19 protein-coding genes are annotated in these 24,130 nt (G+C 65.6%); 3 read left to right on the plus strand and 16 right to left on the minus strand.

Annotation, left to right across the window (positions count from 1 at the left end):
• Positions 1–4: 4 nt before the first annotated feature.
• Entirely contained in the window at positions 5–970 is a 966-nt protein-coding gene (gene galE / locus AB4Y92_RS05990) for a UDP-glucose 4-epimerase GalE (RefSeq protein ID WP_441818828.1), read from the minus strand.
• Between the two features lie 310 nt (positions 971–1,280).
• On the opposite strand from galE, the gene AB4Y92_RS05995 reads away from it, so the two are divergent.
• From AB4Y92_RS05995 to AB4Y92_RS06005, 3 genes are read left to right on the plus strand one after another with little or no spacing between them, the layout of a single operon-like run.
• Entirely contained in the window at positions 1,281–2,726 is a 1,446-nt protein-coding gene (locus AB4Y92_RS05995) for a lipopolysaccharide biosynthesis protein (RefSeq protein ID WP_441818793.1), read from the plus strand.
• An 11-nt stretch (positions 2,727–2,737) separates the two neighbouring features.
• The gene (locus AB4Y92_RS06000) at positions 2,738–3,691 is read left to right on the plus strand and encodes a hypothetical protein (protein ID WP_441818794.1); all 954 of its coding nucleotides are present in this window, start codon (positions 2,738–2,740) and stop codon (positions 3,689–3,691) included.
• The gene (locus AB4Y92_RS06005) at positions 3,688–4,842 is read left to right on the plus strand and encodes a GNAT family N-acetyltransferase (protein ID WP_441818795.1); all 1,155 of its coding nucleotides are present in this window, start codon (positions 3,688–3,690) and stop codon (positions 4,840–4,842) included. Before AB4Y92_RS06000 ends, AB4Y92_RS06005 begins: the two co-directional genes overlap by 4 nt.
• A 20-nt stretch (positions 4,843–4,862) precedes the next feature.
• On the opposite strand, the gene AB4Y92_RS06010 is transcribed toward AB4Y92_RS06005, so the two are convergent.
• The 15 genes from AB4Y92_RS06010 to AB4Y92_RS06080 all read right to left on the minus strand — a co-directional run bounded on the left by AB4Y92_RS06010 (position 4,863) and on the right by AB4Y92_RS06080 (position 24,043).
• Positions 4,863–5,972 carry a glycosyltransferase gene (locus tag AB4Y92_RS06010; protein WP_441818796.1) on the minus strand — a complete coding sequence of 370 codons (1,110 nt, stop codon included), beginning with the start codon at positions 5,970–5,972 and terminating at the stop codon, positions 4,863–4,865.
• A 65-nt stretch (positions 5,973–6,037) separates the two neighbouring features.
• A complete protein-coding gene (locus AB4Y92_RS06015) occupies positions 6,038–7,477 on the minus strand; it encodes a glucosamine inositolphosphorylceramide transferase family protein (protein WP_441818797.1) in 1,440 nt (479 codons plus the stop codon).
• 94 nt (positions 7,478–7,571) lie between these two features.
• The gene (locus AB4Y92_RS06020) at positions 7,572–9,014 is read right to left on the minus strand and encodes a WecB/TagA/CpsF family glycosyltransferase (RefSeq protein ID WP_441818798.1); all 1,443 of its coding nucleotides are present in this window, start codon (positions 9,012–9,014) and stop codon (positions 7,572–7,574) included.
• Complete coding sequence (locus AB4Y92_RS06025) at positions 9,011–10,177, minus strand: glycosyltransferase (RefSeq protein ID WP_441818799.1); 1,167 nt, start codon at positions 10,175–10,177, stop codon at positions 9,011–9,013. The genes AB4Y92_RS06020 and AB4Y92_RS06025 overlap by 4 nt, the downstream gene beginning before the upstream one ends.
• On the minus strand, positions 10,174–11,496 hold the full coding sequence (locus AB4Y92_RS06030) for a VpsF family polysaccharide biosynthesis protein (RefSeq protein ID WP_441818800.1): 1,323 nt from the start codon (positions 11,494–11,496) through the stop codon (positions 10,174–10,176). Before AB4Y92_RS06030 ends, AB4Y92_RS06025 begins: the two co-directional genes overlap by 4 nt.
• Complete coding sequence (locus AB4Y92_RS06035; protein ID WP_441818801.1) at positions 11,493–12,629, minus strand: glycoside hydrolase family 5 protein; 1,137 nt, start codon at positions 12,627–12,629, stop codon at positions 11,493–11,495. The genes AB4Y92_RS06030 and AB4Y92_RS06035 overlap by 4 nt, the downstream gene beginning before the upstream one ends.
• A complete protein-coding gene (locus AB4Y92_RS06040) occupies positions 12,629–14,125 on the minus strand; it encodes a GumC family protein (protein WP_441818802.1) in 1,497 nt (498 codons plus the stop codon). Before AB4Y92_RS06040 ends, AB4Y92_RS06035 begins: the two co-directional genes overlap by 1 nt.
• 12 nt (positions 14,126–14,137) lie before the next feature.
• Positions 14,138–14,860 (minus strand): polysaccharide biosynthesis/export family protein, encoded by a 723-nt coding sequence (locus tag AB4Y92_RS06045; RefSeq protein WP_441818803.1) that lies wholly within the window; start codon positions 14,858–14,860, stop codon positions 14,138–14,140.
• A gap of 354 nt (positions 14,861–15,214) precedes the next feature.
• A complete protein-coding gene (locus AB4Y92_RS06050; RefSeq protein WP_441818804.1) occupies positions 15,215–16,660 on the minus strand; it encodes an undecaprenyl-phosphate glucose phosphotransferase in 1,446 nt (481 codons plus the stop codon).
• Positions 16,661–17,381: 721 nt separating this feature from the next.
• Entirely contained in the window at positions 17,382–17,948 is a 567-nt protein-coding gene (gene ssb, locus AB4Y92_RS06055) for a single-stranded DNA-binding protein (protein WP_441818805.1), read from the minus strand.
• Between the two features lie 477 nt (positions 17,949–18,425).
• The gene (locus AB4Y92_RS06060; protein WP_441818806.1) at positions 18,426–19,052 is read right to left on the minus strand and encodes an ankyrin repeat domain-containing protein; all 627 of its coding nucleotides are present in this window, start codon (positions 19,050–19,052) and stop codon (positions 18,426–18,428) included.
• A gap of 91 nt (positions 19,053–19,143) precedes the next feature.
• Positions 19,144–20,211 (minus strand): hypothetical protein, encoded by a 1,068-nt coding sequence (locus AB4Y92_RS06065; RefSeq protein WP_441818807.1) that lies wholly within the window; start codon positions 20,209–20,211, stop codon positions 19,144–19,146.
• Between the two features lie 48 nt (positions 20,212–20,259).
• Positions 20,260–21,102, minus strand: coding sequence for a hypothetical protein (locus AB4Y92_RS06070; RefSeq protein WP_441818808.1), 843 nt, complete (start codon positions 21,100–21,102; stop codon positions 20,260–20,262).
• A 2-nt stretch (positions 21,103–21,104) separates the two neighbouring features.
• Positions 21,105–21,677 carry an RNA polymerase sigma factor gene (locus AB4Y92_RS06075; protein ID WP_057943819.1) on the minus strand — a complete coding sequence of 191 codons (573 nt, stop codon included), beginning with the start codon at positions 21,675–21,677 and terminating at the stop codon, positions 21,105–21,107.
• Positions 21,678–21,793: 116 nt separating this feature from the next.
• Positions 21,794–24,043, minus strand: a complete 2,250-nt coding sequence (locus tag AB4Y92_RS06080; RefSeq protein WP_441818809.1) for a DUF5916 domain-containing protein — start codon at positions 24,041–24,043, stop codon at positions 21,794–21,796.
• Between the last annotated feature and the right edge of the window lie 87 nt (positions 24,044–24,130).

The following is a 24,130-nucleotide window of genomic DNA, read 5'->3' on the forward strand; positions in this document are numbered from 1 at the left end:
CCGATCAGAATCCAGGATCGCGATGCCAGCGGTACGCGCTCTCGATGATGCGTTCGATACCGGTATAGCGCGGCGTCCAGCCCAGATGGACGCGTGCGGCCTGGCTCGACGCGACCAGTACCGCCGGATCGCCGTGACGGCGCGGCAGCACTCGATATTCGATGTCCCGCCCCATGACTTGCGAGGCCGCGCGAATGACCTGCAGCACGCTGAACCCGGCATCGTTTCCGAGATTGAAACAGTGCGCGCCCTCGTTGCCGTCCATCCAGTCCAAGGCGCGGATATGCGCGTCGGCCAGATCCAGCACGTGCACGTAGTCGCGCACGCAGGTCCCGTCGGCGGTGTCGTAGTCGTCGCCGAAGACATTGAGCGCGGCGCCCTGCCCCAGCCCCGCGCGGATCACGTTGGGGATCAGATGCGTTTCGGGATCGTGTGATTCGCCGATGCCGGCCTCCGCCGCCGCGCCGGCCGCATTGAAGTAACGCAGCGACACCGAACGCAGACCGTAGGCCTGCGCGGCGTCGGCGAGGATGCGCTCGACCATCAGCTTGCTGGCGCCGTAGGGATTGATCGGCGCTTTGGGATGCGCTTCGTCGATTCTTTCGCCGACCGGATGGCCGAACACCGCGGCGGATGAGGAAAACACCAGCTTGCCGACGCCGTGGCGATGCATGGCGCGCAGCAGATTCAGACTGCCCACGACATTGTTGTCGTAATAGTCGTAAGGCGCGACTACAGACTCGCCGACCAGCGAGCGCGCGCAGAAGTGCATCACCGCATCGACCGGCCGCGCGAACGCGGCATCGAGCGATTGCGGCTGCAGCAGATCGGCGTCGATCCATCGTCCCCAACGCAAGGCTTCGCGATGGCCGGTGCTCAGATTGTCGAGCACGCTGACTTCGAATCCCTGCTGCGCCAGCGCATAAGCGGCGTGCGCGCCGATGTAACCGGCGCCGCCGCAGACCAGGATGTGGCGCGTGCGGCGCTTGTCGGCCGACGCAGGAACGCGGCGCGTCCCGGGCCTTAACCCGGGTGAAGAAAATGTCACGAAATTCCTTTGAATCTGAAGCGATTACCTGGTTTTCCGCGGCGAACGCTTGTCGCTCCGGGGCGTTGCATGGGAGTATGCGGCACGCTCAATTTGTGACGCAAATCACTTAAATATATTCAGACTTATGAATGAACTGGCTATCTAAGGACATGCGTCGGCCAGTGGGCGGCAAGCGTCCCCAACCGAACAGCGCGGACGCCGCGACGGACGCTGCCGGCATGGACGCGGCATGCTGATCCGTCAGACCGTTCTGTATCTGCCTGCGCAATTGCTCGGCCCTCTGGCCCAGCTCGCGGCCATCGTGCTGTGGACGCACTGGCTGGATCCGAACGAATTCGGCCTGTTCACCCTGGCGCTGGCGACGCAGGAAGCGGTGTACCTGCTGTTCCTGGCGTTCTGGTCGTACTTCCTGCTGCGTTTCCTGCCCGGCGCCGATACGGCCACGCGCGAACGCATGGATGTGATCGAGAGTTGGGTGTTCTTCGCCAACGGCGCGCTGCAGGCGGCGACGCTGTTGGTGCTGTTGCGCTACGTCGCGCACGAATGGCCCGACGCGACCTTGCTGCTGACCTTGTTCGTATTCGCTTTCACCCGCTCGTATTGCACGCACCTGGCCGAGCGCGCCAAGGTCGCCAACGCGATCGGCGTATACACCGCCTTGCAGAGTGTCGGCCCGCTGGGCGGATTGCTCATCGGCTGGACCTGGGCCAGTTCGATGTCGAACGGCCCCGCGCAGATCGGCCCCACCCAGGTGCTGGCCGCCTACGCGATCGCGCAGACCCTCTCGCTGGCGTTCGCCGTGCCCAGCCTGCGCCTGAAACTGCATCTGCACCGGCCCGACGCCGCGTTGCTGCGGCGGATCTGCCTCTACGGCCTGCCGCTCGCCGTCAGCGGCGTGCTGGCCTGGGTGCCCGGCAACGGCATCCGCTTCGTGGTGGAACACGGCATGGGCATCGCCGCGGTCGGCCTGTTCTCGGTCGGCTGGACCTTGGGCCAGCGCGCTTGCGCGTTCGCCGCGATGTTGGTCACCGCGGCCGCGTTCCCGATCGCATTGCGCCTGGAAGCCGACGGCGAAAAGCACCGCGCGCTCGAACAACTCGCGCTCAACGGCGCGCTGCTGTGCGCGATCCTGCTGCCGACCGCGGCCGGATTGATACTGCTCGCCGACCCGCTGTCGCGTTTGGCGGTATCGAGCCCGTATGTCGCCACGACGCTGAGCATCCTGCCTATCGCGACGCTCGCCGGGCTGGTCAAGAACCTGCGCAGCCACTTCGCCAATCAGCCGTTCCTGCTGGCGCAGAAAACCGGTTGGACCCTGGCGATCGACGCCCTGGAAACCGGCTTGTTCCTGGTCGGCGCGGCGATCGGCCTGCGCACGATGGGTCTGGCCGGCGCGGCCTGGGGCGCGTTCGCGGCGGTGCTGATCGGCGCGCTGGTGTCGTTCGTCATCGCCGTGCGCAAGCTCGACATGCCGGTCCCGCTCGCGCACTTGCTGCGCATCGTGCTGGCGACCGCGGTGATGGCCGCGACGCTGTCGGTACTGCCGCCGCTGTCGGGCTGGGCCGCGCTGATCGGCGCGGTAGTGCTCGGCGGCGCGGTGTACGCGGCCACGCTCGCGCTGTGCTACCGCGGCCATCTGGGCAAGTTGCGCGGCTCTCTCAATCCCACCTCCTGAAGACTCCCGACATGGATCGCACCGCAAGCGCGCCGTTGAGCGCACTCACGCCGCAATCGCCCGCGCAATGGCAACAGGCGCCGCTGTTGTTCGAACACCGCCTGCATACCGATCCCGGCTTCGATAAAGCCGCCATCGCCGATCTGATCGGCCGTTATCCGCGGCAGAGCTACTCCATCGTGCATATGGGCGAGCAAGGCGTGAACGGCAAGCGGGTGTGGCGCGAAGGCGAATTCGGCGGACTCGACGGCCATCGGGTGCTCGATGCGATCGAACGCGGCCGCCTATGGCTGAACCTGCGCGACGGGCATGACATCGACCCGTCGCTGCGCGCGGCGATGATGGCCTTGTTCGCCGAGGCCGGCGCGCTGGCGCCGCCGGTGTCGAGCTACGACCACCGCATGGGCATCCTGGTGTCCTCGCCGAACGCGCAGGTCTATTACCACGCCGACCTGCCCGGGCAGGGGCTGCTGCAGTTGCATGGCCGCAAACGCATCTACCTCTATCCGCCGCGCCAGCCCTTCCTGAGCCCGGAAGGATTGGAAAACATCGCGTTGAGCCAGCTGGAAGTCGGATTGCGCTACGAACCGGATTTCGACCAGGGCGCGCAAGTGTTCGACCTGGAAGCCGGACAAGGCCTGTTCTGGCCGCTCAATTCGCCGCATCGGATCGAGAACCACGACTGCCTCAACATTTCGATGACCCTGGAGTATTGGACGCAGGACATCCGCCGCAGCCATATGATCAACATGGCCAACGGCATTCTGCGCCGCTACTTCCACCACACGCCGCGTAATCGCCGCTTGAGCGGCCCCTCGTTCTACGCCAAGGCGGCCTTGCAATCGCTGTGGCGCCGCAGCGGCCGGCTGGACTCCCTGCGCCGCGCCGCGCGTCCAGTGGATTTCCGTCTCGACCCCGAGCATCCCGGCCGGATTGTCGATCTCGACGGCAATCTTTCCGCATGAACATCGACCGCGACACCTACACCGCGAGCATCGCAACCGATGTCGCGAAAGCGCTGCCGCGTTGGCAGGGCTGGATCGAATCGGGCGCGATCACCAGCATGTTCCAGACCACGCATTGGCTGGCGGCCTGGTACGCGACGCTCGGCGCCCAGGCCGGACGCACGCCCTTGTTGGCCAGCATCGCCCGCCGCTCCGATGGACGCACAGTAATGGCGCTGCCGTTGGTGCGCGAAGAACGCGACGGCCTGATCCGTATCGCATTCGCCGACGCCGGCGTGACCGACTATGCCGCGCCGCTATGGATGCCCGACTGCCCGGACGACGGCGAAGCCGTACGCGCGATGTTCGGCGCTCTGCGTCGCGCCCTGCCCCGCGCCGATCTGTGGATGATCGACAAGATGCCCGAGCGCATCGGCGATCGCCCGAATCCGTTGCGCCTGCTTCCCGGAACGCGCCAATCGGCTTTGTTCGGCAATCCGGCGACGATCGGCGAGGACTTCGAAGCCTGGCGTTTCAGCCGCGAAAAGACTCACCGCAAGGAGCTGGAACGATCCTGGCGCGTGTTCACCCGCCATCCCGATGCGCGCTTCGAGCAGATCGTCGATGTCGGGCAAGCGATGCAGGTCATGGATGCGCTGGAAGTTCATCAGCGCGGCGCGATCCATGGCAAAGGCTGGGCCTATATTCTCGATGAGCCGGGTTATCGCGAGTTCTATCGAACCCTGATCAGGCAAGGCCTGCCCAGCGGCGAGGTGATCCTGACCGCGCTGACGGCGGGCGAAGAAGTCGTCGCGGCCTTGCTCGGCCTGCGCCGGAACAACGAATACGCGATGATTCGAATCGGCAATGCCGCCGGCGAGTGGCGCAATTGCTCGCCCGGCCGGCTGGTGATCGAGCGCACGATGGCCGCGCTGCACGCCCAGGGCGTGCGTCATTTCGATTTCACCATCGGCGACTACGCCTACAAACGCGGCTTCATGCCGGACCAACTGGACTTGTTCGACTCGACCATCGCCCTGTCGTGGAAGGGGTTGCCCCAAAGCGGACAGGTCGCGCTCAAGCACCGGGCCAGGCAATGGTTGGCGGCCCATCCGAAGCTGCGCGAGCGGCTCTCGGCGATGAAATCCCGGCGCGCGAACCGGGCTCAATAAGATCCAGGAACTTCGTCGCGCTACGCGCCGCGGATCGGCGCGATGCGATCGAACAGCGCCAGATACTGGTCTACGCTGCGCTCGACCGTGAATTGCAGCGCATGCGCCTTGGCATCGGCCTGCATCTGAGCGTTGGGACGTTGCAGTTGGTTCTCGATGGCCGCCGTCAGCGCCGCCGTATCGCCGACCGCGACCAAGGCCCCGTAGAGCCCGTCGCGCAATATCTCGCGCGGCCCTACCGGGCAATCGGTACTGATGACCGGCGCGCCGCAGGCCATGGCTTCGATCAACACGTTGCCGAAGCCTTCGAACACGGAGGCCAACGCGAAGATGCGGGCATGGCGCATGTAGGCGTAGGGATTATCGCGCTGCCCCAGCAAACGCACGCGCTCGCCCAAGCTCAGATCGTCGATCAGCGCTTGCAGGACCGGTCGCTGCGGGCCTTCGCCGATGATCGCCAGATGCACGCGCATCGGCAGGCGCAGCCCGGCGTAAGCGCGGATCAGTCCGACGAAGTTCTTTTCCGGACTCAGGCGGCCGACCGACAGGATCACCGGTGTGCTGCCCGGCAGGAACCAGTCATCGTCCAACACCGCTTCCGACAGCACCTGCCAATCGTCGCGCAGGATCGGGTTGGCAATGACCGAAAGACGCGACCAATTGGCCGGCCCCAGCGGCCCGGCGATATCGTTCGATACGCCTTGCGATACCGCCACGATCGCATCGCTGAGCCGATAAGCCCAGGGCATCAATCGCAGCGTCGCGCGATAACGCCGCGACCGATCCAGCTGTCGCATCGACGAGATCGGCGCGTGCTCGGTCACGACCACTCGCGTTCGCGAGCCGGCCAGACGCGCGGCCAGGCAGGCGACGATATTGCTGTGCGTGAGCGCCGAAATAAGGATGTCGGGCCTTCGGCTGCGCAACAGCCGCGCCAATCGGTTCGGCACGCTCAAGGTCCGGCCGGCCTCCAGCGATATCAGCTCAATATCGCCCGCCAAGGCACGAGCCGCTTCGTCGGCGCGATGCACCACGAACGCGGTTTCGACGCCCCGCAGCCGTAGTCCCTGGGCCAGGCGCAGCATCGAAATCTCGGCGCCGCCCACCTTGAGCTGCGGCAGATAGACCATGACCTTACGCGCAGGCGCTAGTCCAGACCGATTCGCGGACAGGCCTGCCGCGGAGCCGATGAAACTCATTCGCGAACCGCCCGGCGAGAATCTTCGCGCCGATGCCGCAGCTTGCGGCTCAGCTCGTGCAGATTGAAAACGTAACGTTTCCCATCGATCAAGGTCCGCTCGCCCCAGGCCGACACGGTGTGCAGGCCGTGCGGATTGCGCCCGCCCGGATCGGGACGGCAATGGCGCACGGCTTCTTCGCGATAGCGTTGCGGCGTGCACAACAAGACCCGATTGATCACCACCGCCTGTCCGTAGCCGCTGCCGCAATCCTGCGCCGGCCGATACAGCACGCCCTCGTGAACGAACGGCGTTCCCGCCGGGCGCGAACTGCGGTGATCCACTTTGACGGGATTGCGCAGGTGCGGCTTCCAAGGGCCATGCAGTTCCCTGGAATAGCTCAAGCACAAATTGTCGAACGGTCCCAGGGCCAGATCGGAATAGGCCAGCCAAAACAAACCGTTCCACAGGAACAGGCTGGCATCGGCCGCCGCCACGCCGTCCAGCAAGACCGTAACGAAGCGCCACTGCCCGGTTTCATCGATTTCGTACAGCTCGCATTTTTCCCGAGCCGCGGTTTCTGGCACGGCGTACACCCGGCCCTCGTGCTCGAACAGATACGGATAGGACGTATGCCCGGGCAGTTTCAGCTGAGCCGGCGCTGCATCGACGATGCTCTGGCCGTCGCCGAGTTCGACGGCTTCGATGCGGCCGAAGCCGTCTCGGTAATCGTAGACCTCGCAATACACGCGGCGATCGTCGCCGGGGACGCCGAATGGATCGGCGCGATAGAACACCGACTCGCGCGGACCGAGCCACCGAACCCTGTCTTCCACCGGCTGGTCGATCATGTGCTGGATCGGCGCGTCGATGACTCCGATCATCCAGCTCTCGCTGAGCCACTGCGCCTGCAGACGCCTGCGCCAGGCCAACGCGCGGCCGCGGATTTCATGGACCGCTCGCCGCAACCGCGTCGGACGCGGCTGGCGCGAGAATACCGATGCGGGTTCGTCGCGGTCGGCGTAAGCCATATCCCGCACCGAGTTGCTCAGCAACGGGACGATCTGCTTGTAAAGGTTTTCCAGCGAGTTCGGGTAGCGCGGATCGGCGTAGAAGCGAACCGAATCGATGATCGTGTCGCCGTTGCGGACCAACAGCAGCTCGCCGCCGGTGCCGGAAGTGATAGAGGCCAGGCAGGGATAGGCGGCGGCCAAGTGGGTGCCCTGCGCATCCAACGGCTGCCATACACCGCGCATGCTGCATGCGCGCCACGCATTGGGATCATCGACGCCCGCCAGGTCGATCACCGCGTTCCAGAACGGGTCGCCGGGCTCGGGATCGAAACGAGGCGCGGAAGATTCGCGCAGGGCCGGCACTGCGGTCTGCAACCGTCGCCACTGAGCATCGCCGCTGTGCTCGACATCGACGCGACGGATTTCGACATCTACTCCGGGCAACTGTCGCAGAGCTACGACTGCGTGTTCCTGCCACACGCGACCGCGAACCGCAGGCAACAGAACGGCGATACGGACCCGTGCAGCCGATGAATCTTCAAAGTCGCTCATGCAACGCATACGGCAGATGGCTACGATGTTTGTTCAAGACCGATCCGAGCACGCGCGCGTTGACTCCGGCCAGATCGTCGAGCAACTTGCGCAGCAGCGAGGCGCGCGTAACCTCGGCTTCGACCACAAGAATCACCCCGCCGGCGTGCTTTGCCGTGGCCAGGGCGAAAGGCGAGCGCGCATCGACGACGATTTCGTCGAAGCGCTCGGCCAGTCCTTTCCAGACGGCGCTGTCGTCCAGCACCGCGTAATTGTCCTGATAGCTGCGCGTATCGCTGAACAACCGCATGCGAGTCACGCCCTCGCCGGCGGCCGATGCGACCGGATTGGAATCGCCCCCGCCGACTTCATCGACCAGGCACGCCGCGTGTTCGGCATCGTCTATGTCGTTGGAAAGCAGCAGCACCCGGCGCTTGCGCAGTTGCGCCGAGGCCAGCGCATAGCTGTAGGCCAGACTGCTGACGCCCTCGCCCGGCCGCGCCGCGATGAATTGCACGATGCGTCTTCCGCCTTCGCCCAGGCCCACATCCAGGCGCTGCACCAACTGGGCCAGACGCGTATCGGTCTGAGCGAACAAAGGCTGCATATCCATGGCCATCGAGGGCATCTCCCAGGTCGTTACGTTGGAATTCGCGGGGCGACTCATCCGGGCCGCGGACGGGTCCGGGCCATCGCCCCAACACAGCCGAACAACGCGCGACAGGAACTGCGCGCCGCCGAGCAGATAACGCCGCCACAAACGCCGCGGCTCGCGGGCCAGCCGGTACAGCCACTCCATCCGGACACCGCGAACCCACATCGGCGCCCGCGGGAAACGTCCGGCGAGAAAATCCAGAATCGCGCCGCCGTTGACGATGAGCATCGGATAGTCCGCCGCCGCGACCAGACGCGAAGCGATCCGCTCCTGTTTCGGCATCCCCATGCCGAGGATCACCAGATCCGGCCGGGATTCCGCGATCGCCGCCAGGTAACGCGCTTCATCGCCGAATCCGTCGAGCGCGCAGACGACATCGGCGCCGCGCTCGCGCAGGTAGTGACTGGCGCGTTCCAGATAGGGTTCGCGGGTTCCGATCAACGCCACGCGCCGGCCGGCATAGGCCGCGATCACCTGGGGAATTAAATCGGTGCCGTTCAAATTCATCCCGGGCTCGCGCGCGAGCAAACGCAGGCAGGCGGCCATGCCGACGCCATCGCGCAGCAGGACATCGCTGCGCAGCAGATCGGCGCCGAACGCGGGATCGGTCCATGCCAGATTGAAGGCATGCTGATTCAGAAACGAAACGACCCTCGCGCGCTTCGGCCGGCTCAGCTCATCGAGCAAACGGCGATGCTGGCGCGGGTCGGCGATGACGCGCACCCGTTCGAGCAAATCGTGAATCCGCGAAATCTTGCGGTCGCCCGAGGCGGACGCGGCCAGAACATCGTTCACGACTCAGTCCCCTGCAGCACTTCCTGGTACACCGCGGCGACCTGCCGCGCCATCGCGATATCGGAATAATGCTCGCGCTGCCTGCGCAGACCCGCGTGCGCCAGCGCTTGCGTGCGCTTGGGCTCGGCGATCATCGCGATCACCGCCTGGGTCAACGCGTCCGCATCGCCCGGCGGCACCAGCATTCCGGCGCCGCCATCGGCCAGCACTTCGGGAATGCCTTCGTTCGAGGTGRCGACGACCGGCAATCCGACCGCCAATGCCTCGATCAGCACCATCGGCAAGCCTTCGCCGTACAGGCTGGGCAATACGAACAAATCGACCTTGGCCAGCTCGCCGGCGATATCGCGGGTGAAACCGGTCCATACGATGGCCTCGGCCACTCCCTGCGCTTGCGCGAACGCGAGCACTTGCTGGCGATACGGCTCGCTTTCGAAACCGCCGATCGCATGCAAGACCACCGGATATCCGGCCGCTCGCAGCGAGGCCAGTGCCTGGATCAATACCTCGACACCCTTGCGCGGGCGGAATAAGGCGACCATGCCGAGCACCCATTGCGACGTGGGCGGCCGCCAGTCCCGCGGCGCGACCGCTCTGGGGACCCCGTTCGGGACGACCCGGATCTGATCGTCGTCGTAGCCGATCTTGCGCAGATAGTCGGCGGTTCCGTGCGACACCGCGATCAGACGCTTCGCGCGCCTGAGACTGAAGGTCTGAATCGCGCTGTTGATCCCGTTGCGCAGGGCGCTCTCGGTATCGAAGTCGGTGCGGCTGTGGACGTGGTGGACCATCGGCTTGCGCGCGCGTCGCGCGGCGAAGCGTCCGATCAAGGCCGAACGAACGGTGTGGGTGTTCAACAGGTCGTAGTTGCCCTCGCGCAGCAGGCGCGCGACCTGTCTTGCCGGCGAGAAATCCAGGCGCGAGCGCATGCCGAGCGTGGTTACCCGGCTCTCGACCGACTCGCGGACTTGCTCGAACACGCCTTGCTTGAGGCAGACGAAATCGGCCACCCAACCGAACCGCGGCAGTTGCTGCGCCAGCAGATCCTGCACGCGCTCAGCGCCGGCATAGTGCTCGCCGTTGATGAGGTGCAAGGCGCGCAGCGGTCGCGGCGGCCTGAGCTGCCATCCGTCGTGCGCGCTGATGACGGATAAACGGGTCATGCATGGACTCCCTGTCGCACGGACATATTCGGCCGTCTGACGGCCTGAGAAGTAAGCTGACGCGCCGAACGGTAGCCGGCCAGACCGCACAGCATCGCGAACAGCAAGGTCAAGGCGCTGGTCTTCGACGCCAACGAATTGGTGGTCGATGCGGTGATCACAAACACCAGCAAGGTCCAGCGCGCGCCGGTTCCGGCGCGACGCCACAGCAACCACAGGCCGCTGAACAGACCGATCACGAACGTCGCAAAACCGAATACACCCAACTGCAGCAGCATGAACAACCAGAAATTCTCGATGGCTTCCAGATTCCTGGACAGGCCGATGCGCGCCGACAACTCCTGGATCTGCGCCGGCGAAATGCCGAACAGGACATCGTAGAGATCGAGGTAATCGAATACCGAGAAGATGCGAAAGCGCACGGTGGCGCTGTCGTCCAGATACAGACCTTCGAAGATCCGCTCGCCCAGGCCGCTGCTCCAGACCAATGCCGCCAATGCCGGCAGCGCGAACAATGCCGCGACCGACGAACCGACGATATGCAGATAGCCGTAACGCCCGGCGCGCAACCCCTGCCCCGCGTTCAACGCCGAATAGGCCAGCAACGCCATGACGGTCAGCAGGAAACTGGTGCGCCCGCCGAAGGCGAGCAAGCCGAGCATCAGTAAACCGGTCAGCGTCCAGCGTCGCCACGGCGGCATCGGCATATCCAGGCAAGCGAGCAGCACGAGGCTGGTCAGCAAGGCGTTTTCCAGCGGATGGCCAAGCAAGGCGGTCGCGCGGAATTTGTCTTCGATGACCGGCACGCCGCCGGCCACGGTATAGGGCACCAGGTGGTGCTGGAACACCGCTTCGGCCAGACCGATCGCCGCGTTTACGACCACCAGAACCACAATGAGCCGGAAAATGCCGCGCAACTGCGCGTCGTTCAAACGGCTCGCGATCAGCACGACCGCCACCGGCATCATCAGGGTGTCGATGAAGAACGCCGAACCCGATGGACCGTAACGCAGCAGCGAGTAGACGAACGCCAGCGCCATCGCGGCCAGATAGAGGCTCAGCGGCGGCGATTCGCGCAACCGCGCTAGCAGCGCGACCAGGGGATTGCCCTGCCCGGCCATCGAAAACGCCAGTGCTGTTGCGAGCAAATAATCGCCCGGGTGCAGCTTGAACAGGAAGTTGCCGTAAGGCGCGTCGTAGGGAATTCCCAGCGCGGACAATAACGCTGGCGACAGGGTCAGATACGCAACCAGGGCCGACGCGGCGATCGCGTAGCTGATGCGTTGAAGGACACCGGCTTGCGCGCTGACCGTGTTCATCGCGCGGCCTTGTCCAGGCCCAACGCCTGCAGGGCCGCGGGCTCGAGTTCGCCGCGCGCGCTCCCGTCGGTGTTGCTGTTGGCGGTGATGCCGAAATCGTCGGCGTAATTCCACACCGACCAGCCCCAACCGTTCGCCTCGACCAGCCAGCGCACGTCGCCGATCCAGCGATACCGCGATTGCGCATCCACGCCGTTACGGATCACCCCGAACTCGCCGCAATGCACGCGGACTCGGTTGACTCGCGCCCAGTCGCGCAGCGGCTGCCATTGCTTGGCGATCTCCTCGCGGTCCCAGCCGGCCTGGAAATACTCGGTCAATTCGTCCCTGGCCCTGCCTACCGCGACTGTTCCGTCGGTACGCGGCAACTGTGCGCGTGCGAGCGCCGACGGGTAGCGCACGCGGTGCCAATGCCCGGCCGTGGTCCATTGATCGCCCTGCATCCAGCTCGCGCCTTGATGGGTGAAGATGTACGGCAGGTAGTAGTGGAAGCTGTAGATCAGATTGTCGTCGTCGAGCCGGGCCAGTTCGGTCAGGCCTTCCAGGCTGCCGCCCTTGCGGCCGCTGACGATCAGCGTGTGCCGCGGCAATACGCCGCGAACGGTCTTCACCAATCGCCTCTGGTATCGGCTCCAAACGAAGGGACCGGTCAGTCCGTAATAGCCGGGTTCGTTGAACAGCTCGAAAGCGACGCGCTGCGGCGGCAGCGGCTTGAACTCGCTCGCCAGCTGCTCCCACATCGCGACATAGCCATCGGCCCACGCCGCGTCGCTCTCGATCGACTGCTTCGTGTCCTGGCTGGGATGCATATCGACGATCACGTCCAATCCGGCCGCCAAGGCCGTGTCGATCGCGGCGCGCAATCGCGCGGTGCCGGTCAGTCGCGGGCCGCGGGCCGGCTGCCAGCCCAGCGCGACCGGATCGACCGGAATACGCACGTGATCGAAACCGGCATCGCGCAAGCGGCGCAGTTCGCGGCTTTCCACCGGCGCTCCGGCGCTGGCTTCGAACCATCGGCTCAGATTGACGCCGCGCTGAAACCCGGCCGCGCCCGCGCTGCCGCTGAGCAACAACAGCAGGAACATCAGGCCGCGCCACGCACGCCTTGTCAGCGGCGGACGGCCCGCCGCCATCAGCGCTCCACCAGCGGCATCGTCGCCAGCACCGGCAGGCCCAGGCTGCGTTCGAGCTTCTCCGGCGACAGGAAACTGGAGCGCAAGGCCTCGCACAGGAACGCGACGATCAGCGCCACGCCCAGACTGAAGAAGAAACCGATACCGATGATCGCAAGCCGCACGCTCTTGGGCTTGAGCGGCCAGCTCGCCGCCTGCAGCACGCTGACGCTGGTGCGCTGTTTCTGATCGCGCGCCTCGTTGATGCGGGCGGCTTCCAGTTTGCGCCCATAGTTGGCGTAGCTGTCTTCCAGCAGTTTCTGTTCACGGCTCAGCGCGCCCAGTTCGATCTGCTGCCGGCTCAGCTCGGCGGCGCGCTTGCGCAACTGGGTGAGGCGCTCCTGCAAAGCTTTGCGGCCGCCCGCCAGCGCCGATTCGTCCGACGTCGCACGCAGCAGATCCAGCTCGGCGGCCTCGCGCACCGGATTGCGGCCGGTGCGGACCGTGGTGGGCGGCGCGCGGCGCTGTTGCCGGATGAAGGATTCGGCGGTGGAAACATCCTTCTGCGCGTTCACCACCAACGGGTTGTCATCGACATAGCGCGAACGCAGGCTCTGTTCCTTGAGCTGAAGGTCCAACAGCTGCCGCGGCACCTGCGGATCGCCCAGGGTTTCGCTGTACTGGACCAGATTCGCCGGGGTCTTTCCGGCGATGCGCTTGAGCGTCTTGGCTCGCGCATTCGCGGTCTGCGCCTGCTGGCTTGCCTCGTTGAAACGGGTTTCCAGGTCGTTGCCCTGCTGCAGCAACAAGCTGATCTGCTGGTCGTAGTTGACGATGCCGTGGGTCTGCTTGAACGTGGTCAGGCGCCGCTCGGAATCTTTCAGACGCTTGTCGACCGCGGCGACCTGGCCGGCGAGAAAACGCACCTGATCGTCGGAGAAGATCGCGCGGCGGCGGTCGAGATAGGTATCGACCAAGGCACGCAACGCTTGTTGCGCGACAACCGGATCGGAATGGCTGAAGTTGATCTGGATCACCGTGGCGCCCTTGAGCAGGTGCGCGTCCATGTGTTCGCGGAAGGCTTGCACGGCCTGATCGATCTTGGGCCGACGCGGGTCTTCGCTCTGCCGGGCGATCGAGGGATACAGCCGGCCCAGACCGACGCGCGCGACTGCATCGCGGATCACGTCGCGGCTGGCGAGGATCTCGGTTTCCGCGCTCAATGCCTCGGTGCGGTCGAACATCAGCGGCGTGGCGCCGCCGCTGCCGCCGCCTTCGGAGGTATCGGCGAGATAGACGTATTCATGGCCCAGGCGCACCAGCAGGCTGGCATCGGAAACGTAGCGCGCGGTCGGCAACAGCGATGCCAACAGCACCAGGCCGAAGGAGATCGCGAACGCCATCGCGATGCGGCGCCGGTCCTTGAACGCGATCTCAAGCATTTCCCGCAGCGAAAAGGCCGCGGCTGGCCGGCCGCGGAATCCGCCGCCGGGCTCGGGGCCGGCGCCGTCGTGCATCGGCTTATCCATTCAATAACCCGACCGGTTGTCGTTGAGGTCGTAGGAGAAGCCCACATTGACCGGCAGGTTTCGGCGCACGTATTGGTCTATCCACTTGTTCAGACGCGAAACGCGCGAGGGAACCGCGAGCACCACGTCGAAGGGTTGCAGCAAAGGGTCGTTACCGTCGCTGGCGCCCTTGCGCGATTGCGAGGCGACGTTGACCTGGATGACCCGCGGTTTGCCGTCTTCGCCGCGACGCAGAATCACCACGCGGTTGGGCGCGGCGGTGTCCTTGAGTCCCTGCGCGACGATCAATGCGCGCATCACCGTCAGCGACGGCAGCAGCGGCTGCGCGCCTGGACGGGCGACTTCGCCGCCGACGAACACCTGTTGCCGGGCGAAGCCCTTCTGGACTTCGACCGAGACTTCGGGATGGCGCAGATTCGCGGCATACGCGCGCTTGAGCGCCGCGGCCAGTTGCTCGGGCGTGAGGTCGGCCGCGCGGATTTCGCCGACCAGTTGCAGATGAATCCTGCCGTCGGGCCGCACGATCGCGACTTCGTTGAGCTCGGGGACGTAGAAGAATTTCAGCGCGAGTTCGTCGCCCGGCGCGATGCGGTAATCGCCGGCAACGGCAGTTTCGGAAAGCTGCGCGTCGCGCGCCGACAACTGCATCGCGGCGTTGGCGTCTTCAGCCGGCGTGGTTTCGCCGAGGCCGCGCGCCGTTGCCGGCGACAGGACAGCGCACATCAGCATCACGCACAGGAACACCGCACGAATCGCGGCGGCAGCGCCGGCCGGCCGTGGGCGCGGGACTGAATTCCGCCCCGCCGCCTGCCTGCCGCAAGCCAATGGCCGCCCCCCTCCCAACCACTCGATCATGCCTTCCGTCCCGGCCGCGGCGTCGCCCGCAACGGCTTCGTAATAGACTGATTACAAAAGGAATCCGGTCATCCGCCGGATGATCCGCCTGCTGGCGGGGACATTCGGGCGACCGGAAATAATGTGACTTGCATCACATTATATGATCTGTATGTCACGGCGCCGTGGACGGGGTGAATGTGGCGTCCGGCTGTATGAACCCGATGAACCGGGCCGGCGATTTCAGTACGCCGCCTCGGCCGAAAGCACCGCCGGCACGGTGCGCAGCAGGATCGACAGGTCCAGCCACAGCGACCAGTTTTCGATGTATTCCAGGTCGTACTCGACGCGTTTCTGGATCTTCTCGATGGTGTCGGTCTCGCCGCGATAGCCGTTGACCTGGGCCAGGCCGGTGATGCCGGGCTTGACCCGATGACGCGCCACGTACTCTTCCACCGCGTCTTCGAACAACACGTTGGCGGCCTTGGTCGCGGTGGCGTGCGGACGCGGACCGACCATCGACATGCTGCCGCCGAGCACGTTGAACAGCTGCGGCAATTCATCCAGGCTGGTCTTGCGGATGAAACGGCCGACCCGGGTGACGCGCGGATCGTCGCGACCGGTCTGCCGGTCGGCATGTTCGTCGCGCAGATGGTGGTGCATCGAACGGAACTTGTAGACCTCGATCAGCCGCTGGTTGTAGCCGTAACGCTTCTGCCGGAACAGCACCGGACCGCGCGATTCCAGCTTCACCGCCAGCGCGATCAGCAGCATCAAAGGCGACAGCGCCAACAACGCCAGCCCGGACAGCACGATGTCCTCGCAGCGCTTATATAAAGGAGACCAGCCCTGCAACGGCGGCTCGGCGACCACGAACATCGGCACGCCGCCCATCGGCACCATGCGGCGATGGGCGAAACGGAAGGTGGTCATGTCGGGGATCAGCAGCACTTGTACCGGCAAACGGCGCAGCCGCTGCGCGAGCGCTTCATTGCGGCCGTGGGCCTGCGCCGGCAGCGCCACCAGGACCTGATCGACGCGGCCGTCGCGGATCAATTGTTCCAGCGCGCCGATATCGCCCAGGCGCGGCAAGGCGACCGGCGGCGCTTCGTGCAAACGGTGCGAGCGGCGATCGTCGATGTAGCCGATCAGGCCCGATATCACGTCGGCGCGGTGATGAATCTGTTCGGCCAGGCGCATCGCGTTCTCGGTCATGCCCACGATCACCGAACGCTGGATGAAATGCCCGGCGCGGATCCGGCGCTGGAAGAACGACAACATGACCAGCCGACTGAGCACGAACAGGCCGAAACTCAGCAAATACCACAGCACCAGGGCTTGGGGCGGGACCGGCGAGATGAACCGCGACAACTGGTGCAGCGTCATCAGCAGGCCGAAGGTGGCCGACCAGGCGAAGAAAGTCCGCCGGATCAGCAGCAGATTGCTGAACATGTCGCGGCCGTACATGTCGAAGGTGTTGAACACCAACACGCACAGCAGCCCCGCGACGAACGACAAGGCCAGATGATGGCCGGCCTGCGCGAACGGATCGGCCTGCATCCACGACAGAATCGCAAAGCCAGGGGCGGCGGCGATGGCGAAATGAGCCAATCGCGCCATGACGACGGTATAGCGGATGGCGGTGGGTCGCGCGAACGCGAACAGCGTGCTGGAGAACGGCAACCTCATCTGCTTACCACACGCCCCTGTACATGCTGGAAGACTGAATATTCAGCGAGTGATTCGTGTCTTCGACTTTAGCTTTCTTATGCGGAAAGTCTGAGTACGCATGCGTGATGAGGTCGCGAAGACCGCTTCGAAACCCGCGTTATCTGAATCGGCTAAACGAGTGGCGCTTCGCGCCGCTGTCTTGCGACGACTGATCTCCTGTCGGCAGCATCGTTTCGACTCAAGCCATCGAAGTGCTCTGCGCGTTGTCGTGAGGACTGTTTCTTGTAAGGCCGCTCTGTTCTTCGGCGGGCAACATCGAAAGGTGTCGGCCAGGAGCTATCGGGATTCAGCGAGCATCCGATCGGCGCGAAGTTCATCGTTTCGAGTTCATTCTCGCTGACATCATCGAGGCAGATCTTCTCAGCCCGATCTGTTGTCGGATAGGAAATCGACGCGACTGTTCACGCAGGCAATGCGTGGGATTCCAAGCGTCAATTGGACGCCGCACTCGACCCGACGCGCTTCACCGCTTACCTGCTTGCCTGGCCCAGCCTTGGGCCTTTTACGCTGACACAAGCACTGCTCTTCAGCTATCAGCTCGGATACCAGCAAGTGTTCACGAATTTCCGGCGACTCCATTGTGAGTCCCGGCCGCTGCCTGCAAAACGCACAGACAAAAGAAAAGGCCTGCAAAAGCAGGCCTTTTCACTAGACGCAACGTTTCAGCGCGTGGTCGATATCAGAACGGAATATCGTCATCGGCGAAATCGTCGCCGAAGTCGTTCGACTTGGCCGGGGGAGCCTCGCGGCGCGGACCGGCATCGCGGCTACCGCCACCACCACCGCCGTAACCGCCACCGCCGCCGCCAGCCGCACGCGCGGGACGCTCGCCGCCACCGCCACCGCCGCCAGCGCCACGGAATTCGCCGCGACCGCCGCCTTCGGAACGGCCACCGCCGCCACCGCCGCCTTCGCCGCCGCCGAGCATCTGCATCTCATCGGCGATGATGTCGGTGAAATACTTTTCGACGCCGTCTTGACCGGTGAACTTGTCGTAGCGGATCGAGCCTTCGATATAGACCTGACGACCCTTCTTCAGGTATTCGCCGGCGATCTCGCCGAGCTTGCCGAACAGCTTGACCCGGTGCCACTCGGTGCGTTCCTGCTGGTTGCCGTCGCGGTCCTTGCGGACGCTGGTGGTCGCCAGGCTGAGGGTGGTCACGGCCATGCCGCCCTGGGTGTACTTGGTCTCCGGATCGTTACCGAGGTTGCCGACCAGGATGACTTTATTGATGCCGCGTGCCATGAGATTCCTTCAAATTGCCGGGTGTACGGCCAAGATGATGGATTATAGCGCCGAGCCCCGCCATCGGTCCCGGGCGCGCCGGCGGGTCGGACAAATCCCAGGCGGCTGTAGGGCCCGCCGCGGCCGCAACCCAGGCTGGGAGCGGCTTTCGGGCTGGTCGCGGCCCCGGCCCGGCGCCTGAAATCGGCCGAGTCGCCTGGACTGGCCAATAGCCGAGCCCGGCCCCGACGCTGGCTGACGGTCCTCCCGGCACACGGCCCCGGCCCTTGCCGGCATCCAGCCCGGCCCGATCCCCCGGCGCCGACTCCACCCGCCAACCCGCGGCCCGATCGCGCCTTGCTTCGCCAACGCCCTCGCCCGCCGCGCGAGCCCACGCTCACGACGAAGATCCAACCCGCTCCGAACCGGCCACCAACCGCCACACAAAAAAAAGGCCTCCCGAAGGAGGCCCCTTTGCCCGAACCTGTCCCGACGCGATTACGGACGCGCGCCGTGCGCGATCAGATAGTCGCGAACCGCCTGAACCTTGGCCTGGTTCAAGGGCGAGCGACGCACGCCCAGTTCGGTGATCACCGCCAGGTTGACGTCGGCGCCGTGCTCGACCAGCGACTTGACGTTGGCCAGGCTGCCGCTGCGCGAGGCGTTGATCAACGCGGTCTCGTCGCCCGGAACGACGGTGTTGACGACCGCGCCCGCGCTCAGCAGGCGCTCGATCACCGCCACGTTGCCGGCGGCGCCCGAGGCCGCGATCAGCGGATTGCCGTCGCCGCGCGCGGCCAGCGTGACGTTGGCGCCCAGCAGCAGCAATTCGTTGACCATCGCCAGATTGCGCGAACGCGCGGCCACGATCAGCGCAGTGCCTTCGTTCTCGACGACCGAGTTGACATCGACGCCGCCGAGCACGAGTTCACGCACGGTCTCCAGATCGCCGGCCTGCACCGCTTCGAGCAACAGCAGCGCGCTGCCGCTGGTGGTGAAGCCCGAGGCCGTGCGCGCCTGCGCCTGCCGGGGCTGCGCTTCGAGTCCGAACGCGCCGAAGATCGCCATGAACGCGCCGAGTACGACGATGCGTCCGAACCACGTATTGAGCTTTCCCGTTTTCATTTACCTCTCCTTGTGTTGTGAATGTAATCGGATTCGTTGTCCGGCCGGTGGGCCGGCGATAGCCATCGCTATGTCGGGTCTGTCTGGCCGCTCAGTTCTCGGTTCCCTTGAGCGTGCGCAGCAACGCCTGCTTCTCTTCGGGGGTCTTCGCGTTCTTGTACAAGGTCAACAGGCCCTGATCGCCGCCGGCCACGCGCAAGGCGCTCAAGGCTTCCGCGCGCAATTCCGGCACCGCGGACAGCTTGGGGTACAGCTCAAGCAGTTGTTTCTGCCCGCCGGCCACGCCCAAGGCCTTGATCGCTTCGCGGCGAGTGGACAGATCCGCATCGCCCGCGGCGATCTGCGTCAGCGCGTCCACACCGCCGGACACGCCCAGGCCTTGCACCGCACCATGCCGCAGTTGCGTGTCGGAACTGTTGCGGGCCGCATCGGCCAGCGCATCGGTCGCGCCGGCCACGCCCAGCGCCTGCAACGCGCGTTGCTTTAGTTTCGCGTCGCCGGTCTTGGAATAGATTTGACGCAGTTGCGTTTCCGCACCGCTCACACCGAGCAGATGCACGGCCTGCGCCGACAGCGCGGGATCGCCGCCTTCGGCCGCCGCGGCGATCTGCGCCATGGCGCGCGGATCGTCGATCTGGCTGAGCACGAACAACACCCGGCGCTTGGCCTGCGGCGTCTTCGCATCACGCAGCAACTGCACCAGTTGCGGCAGCGACTTGTCGGCGGGCTGCTCGATCAAGGTCTCCAGACGATCCTGATCGGATTCGCCGCCGGCAACGGCCGCGGCCGCGCCGGCGGGCCGGCGCTGCAAGCGTTCGGCTTCGGCGATCCAGCGGCTGTTCGGATGCTCGCTGCGCAAACGCTTGACCAGTTCCTGCGATTGCGCGGCGCGGCCGGCCTGGGCCAGCGCATAGGCGCGCCAGTACAAGGCGGCATCGGCGCCGGCGCCGCCGTGCAGACGGCGCTCGAGTTCGGCGAAGCGCTGATCGGCTTCGCTCCAGTCGCCCTCGCCGATGGCCTCGTGACCTTGTTGGTACAGGGCCTTGATCTGCGCGGCGCCTGCCTCGTCCGCCGGCGCCGACGCGGCGCTGACCGCGAAGCACAGCGACAGCGCGAGCGGCAGTGCACAGGCAATCAGAAGACGCGATGGGGTTTTCACGATGACATACCTCGAATCGGGCGCAGGTCGAATCAGACGCGGTTCGAATCAGGCGCGGGTGTTGCCGCGTGACTGCAGGCGCTGCTCGACCACGCGCACCTGGAACAGCAGATCGGCATTGCGTACCAGTTCGCGCAAGCCCTCTTGTTGTAATTGGATGCCGCCGTCGGGAGTTTGGTTAGCAAGTTCGGTCAATACCGGTTCCAGGGTGCGCAGGAATCCGGCCAGCGCCTTGTCGCCGCGGCGCGCGGCGGCGGCGGCATAGAGCCGGTTGTCGTCGAGCAGGTTGCGGGCGTGGCCGTCGTCGCCCGCGGCCAGGCGCGAGGATTCGTCGTTGAGCACGCCAAGCAGGACGCTCTCGGTCTTGCGCAGATGGGTGGCGACGTAGTCGTCGAGCACGCGTTCGCGCGCGGCCGGCGACGGCGCCTGCAGCGGCGCCGGCACGGCCACCGGTGGCGCCGTGGTCAGGCCGTCCATCGGCAAGGAGCGCTCGCGCGGGGCGCGCAGCAGCGGCGAAGTGATCGCCAACACCAGCATGGCCGCCGCGGCGGTGCCGCCGGCCATCCACAGCCAGCGCCGCGAGCGCGGCCGTTCGCGATGGCGCAAGGTCGGCCCCGGCATCGCCCCGGGCAGCTGCGCCACCGGGCGAACCACCGGCGGCAACGCATCCAGGCGCGGCTGCAGGCGCTGCCACAGGCGGTCTTCGTAATCCGGCGGCGGCGACGGCATCGGCTCCTTGGCGGCCGCATCCAGCACCAGCTGCAAGGCCCGGTAACGCGAGCGCAGGCTGACCTCGCAGGCCAGCGCCAGCTCGATTTCGAGCATGCGCGCCATCGACAGTCCGTCGCGGTAACGGAACAGGATCAATTCGTTGTCGCTGATATCCGACATGACTACCTCACAGTTTCCAAAGCACCGCGCAACTTGCGCACGGCTCGGAAGATCGCCTGCTTGCACTGCCCGGTGTTCATCGACAAGGTCTGGGCGATCTCGTCGAGGCCGCGGCCCTCGCAATGGCGCAGCACGAACGCGGCGCGTTCGGACACGCTCAGCATCGCCATCTGCTCGCCGATCTGGCGCGCCACCTGTTCGCCGGAAGCGCGCGCCTCCGGGCCTGGGACTTCGTCGGCCAGCTCGGCGAGAAAATCCGACTCGGCGTCGTCCTCGTAACGGCTTTCGGTCTGCTCGTGCTGATGGCGCGCGTTGCGGCGCAGCTGCTCCAGCGCGGCGTTGGCGGCTATGCGATGCAGCCAGGTCGAGAACGCGGCGCGTTCATCGAACCCGTCCAGCTTGCGCCAGGCGTTGTAGAAGGCTTCCTGCACCGCGTCCTCGGCCAGGGCGTTGTCGCGGGTGATGCGCAGGCACAGCAGGTGCAGCTTGCGCGCGTGGGTCTGCACCAGGCACCGGAATGCCTGCTGATCGCCTTGTCTCGCCTGGGCTATCCATTGCGCTTCGCTGTCAGCCATTTTGACTTCGATGCGGGTTCCTGGCCCGCGGTTAGCCGACCTTGAGCCGATTTGTGACCGGCTCCGCAGCCCGAGTCGAAATCCTAGCCCGTCCGGACCATTTGCGCTGCGCCGGCTCAGAAGCGGTAACGGATCTTGGCCAGCAATTGGTCGGAGTCGCGCAGTTGCAGCGCTTCGTCGAACAGCTCGCCGCCGCCGACCCGATCGCGCTCCTGGCGCATCGCCCCGCCGCGTGAATAGGCCACGAAGATGTCCGACTGCGGCCCCAGCAGATAGCGATAGCGCAGCTGCAGGCCGAAGTTGTTGATGTCGAAGTCGGGCCGGACCTGGCCGTTGCCCTGCATGCGGCCGTTGTCCAGCAACAGATAGCGCTGGCCGTCCTCGGCCCGGATCGCCAGCCATTCCGACTTCAACCGCAGTTCGTGGCGGATTCCGGGGAACCAGCTCAGGTTCACTCCGACGAAATCGACCCGACGCTGGTAGCGGCCGAAATTGCGCCCGCCTTCCCAGATCAGCCAGTCGTCGGTCCATTCCGGGCCGATCTCGAACTCGGCGTTGAAGGCGTCGCTGGGATACCAATTGCCGATCAGGGTCAGCACCTTGGCCGGACGCGCCGACAGGCCGCGGCCGATCAGCTCGGCGGTGGCGCTGAACGACCAGTCGCCGTAACGCCGGCTGATCATGTCCAACTGCATGCCGTAACGCCCGGATTTATGCCACAGGCCGTTGCCGCGCGAGATCAGATCGTCGAAGCCGTCGGTGATCGCGCTGGTCTCCAGCACCAGCCGGTTGCCGCTGCGGAAGTTGAAGGCGTTGGTGAAGATCAGATAGGTGGGCAGACGGTCGCCGCGATCGTTGCTGCGCGCCTGCAGTTCCAGGTTCCAGCGGGTGCTGCGCAGGCGCGAGGTCTGGCTCTGCTGACGGTGCACGTACTCGCCGGTCAGCTCCAGTTCGTTGAGATTGCTGCGGCGCTGATAGCCAAGATCGTTGAAGTCGAGTTGACGGCCGAAGTGGGTGGCCTCCAGCTCGTAGCTCCAGTTGGTGGAGGGAATCCAGTTGATCCGCGTCCACGCGCCGGTGTCGTCGCGGCGCTCGCGCTTCTGGTCGATGAAGCTGCCCAGCACCTGCGCGTTGACGATCAACTTCGCATTCGGCCGCCAGCTCATGTCCAGCGCCTGCACCTGCGCCGAGCGGTCCAGATAAGGCCGTTCGGCATCGGTGCCGAGCCAGCCGATGTTGAGGCCGCGGCTGAGCGGATACTGCAATCGCGCCACGTAGAAGTCGCGCCCGGCCGCGCCGTCCTCGGACGCGGCCAGCACGCCGTAGCCCATCGCGCCGACCGAGCCGATCAGCTTGACCGCCGCGTCGATGTCGTTGGCGCCGGAGCCGTCGTCGGCCGGGCCGCCGATGCGGCGAGTGTGCACCAGCCGGCCTTCGTCGGGCGTGCGCAGATCGAAGATGCCTTGGTTTTCGGTGAAAAACGGGCGCTTGTCGCTGTAGAAGGTTTCGATCGCGTCGAAGTTCACCACCAGATCGTCGGATTCGACCTGGCCGAAATCCGGATTGATGGTGGCGTTGAGCTGGAAGTCCGGCGACGGCTTCCAGAACACGTCCAGGCCGGCGGTGTACTTGGTCCGGCCCTCGATCAGATCGTGGCGCGCGGTGAGATAAGGCCAGAAGTGGAACAGGCTCTTGCGGTACTGGGCGATCTCCAGGCGCTCGAAGCCCGACAGGAAGCGGCTGCGGTCGGCGGCCACCGCCGGAAACGCCTGGCGCTCGCTGGTGCTGCCCAGCACGCGGCCGAAATACACCGCCACGGTGCGGTTGGGCTGTTCGATGCCGCGCATCGGCGCCACCGACCACGGGATCAGCATTTCCACCTGCCAGCCGTTTTCGCTTTCGCTGACCGCCCAGGTCCAGTCGGTGTCCCAGTCGAGATTGAGGTCGCGTTCGTTGGTGAGCACGCCGTCCTGGATCGAGCCCGACAGGCCGACCGTGAAGCTGTACGCGGTACGGCCGTCGGCGTCGAAGTCGATCATGAAATTGACGCGATCGGCTTCGCGTTTCTGGTCGCGCTCCAGACGCGGCTTGAGCCGCGGCACCCCGGCCTTCTGATCGACCTGAAATGCGACCACGATCCCTTCCGGCGTGGACAGCAAGCGCGCCAGCGTGCCCATGCCCGGGTCCGGAGAGCTCAGCCGATACGGGTCGGTGACCTTGAAATCGCCGTAGCGCACCGCCTGCTCCCATTCGGGCTCATCCGCGCGGCCGTCGATGACGATGGCCGCCTGGGCGGGTGCGCAGGTCAACGCGATCAGCAGGACCAAGGTGGGGCGCGGACTGGGAAAGATGGCTCGCAGGGGCATCGTATAGCTCTAAGTAGCGTTCATGGTTTAGATGCAGCCAGCCGCAAAAAGTCATCTGCCGACGCGACGGCCGGCCGATGGGGCAGT

The sequence above is a fragment of the Lysobacter sp. TAB13 genome, assembly GCF_052113885.1.
Lineage (GTDB): Bacteria > Pseudomonadota > Gammaproteobacteria > Xanthomonadales > Xanthomonadaceae > Lysobacter > Lysobacter gummosus.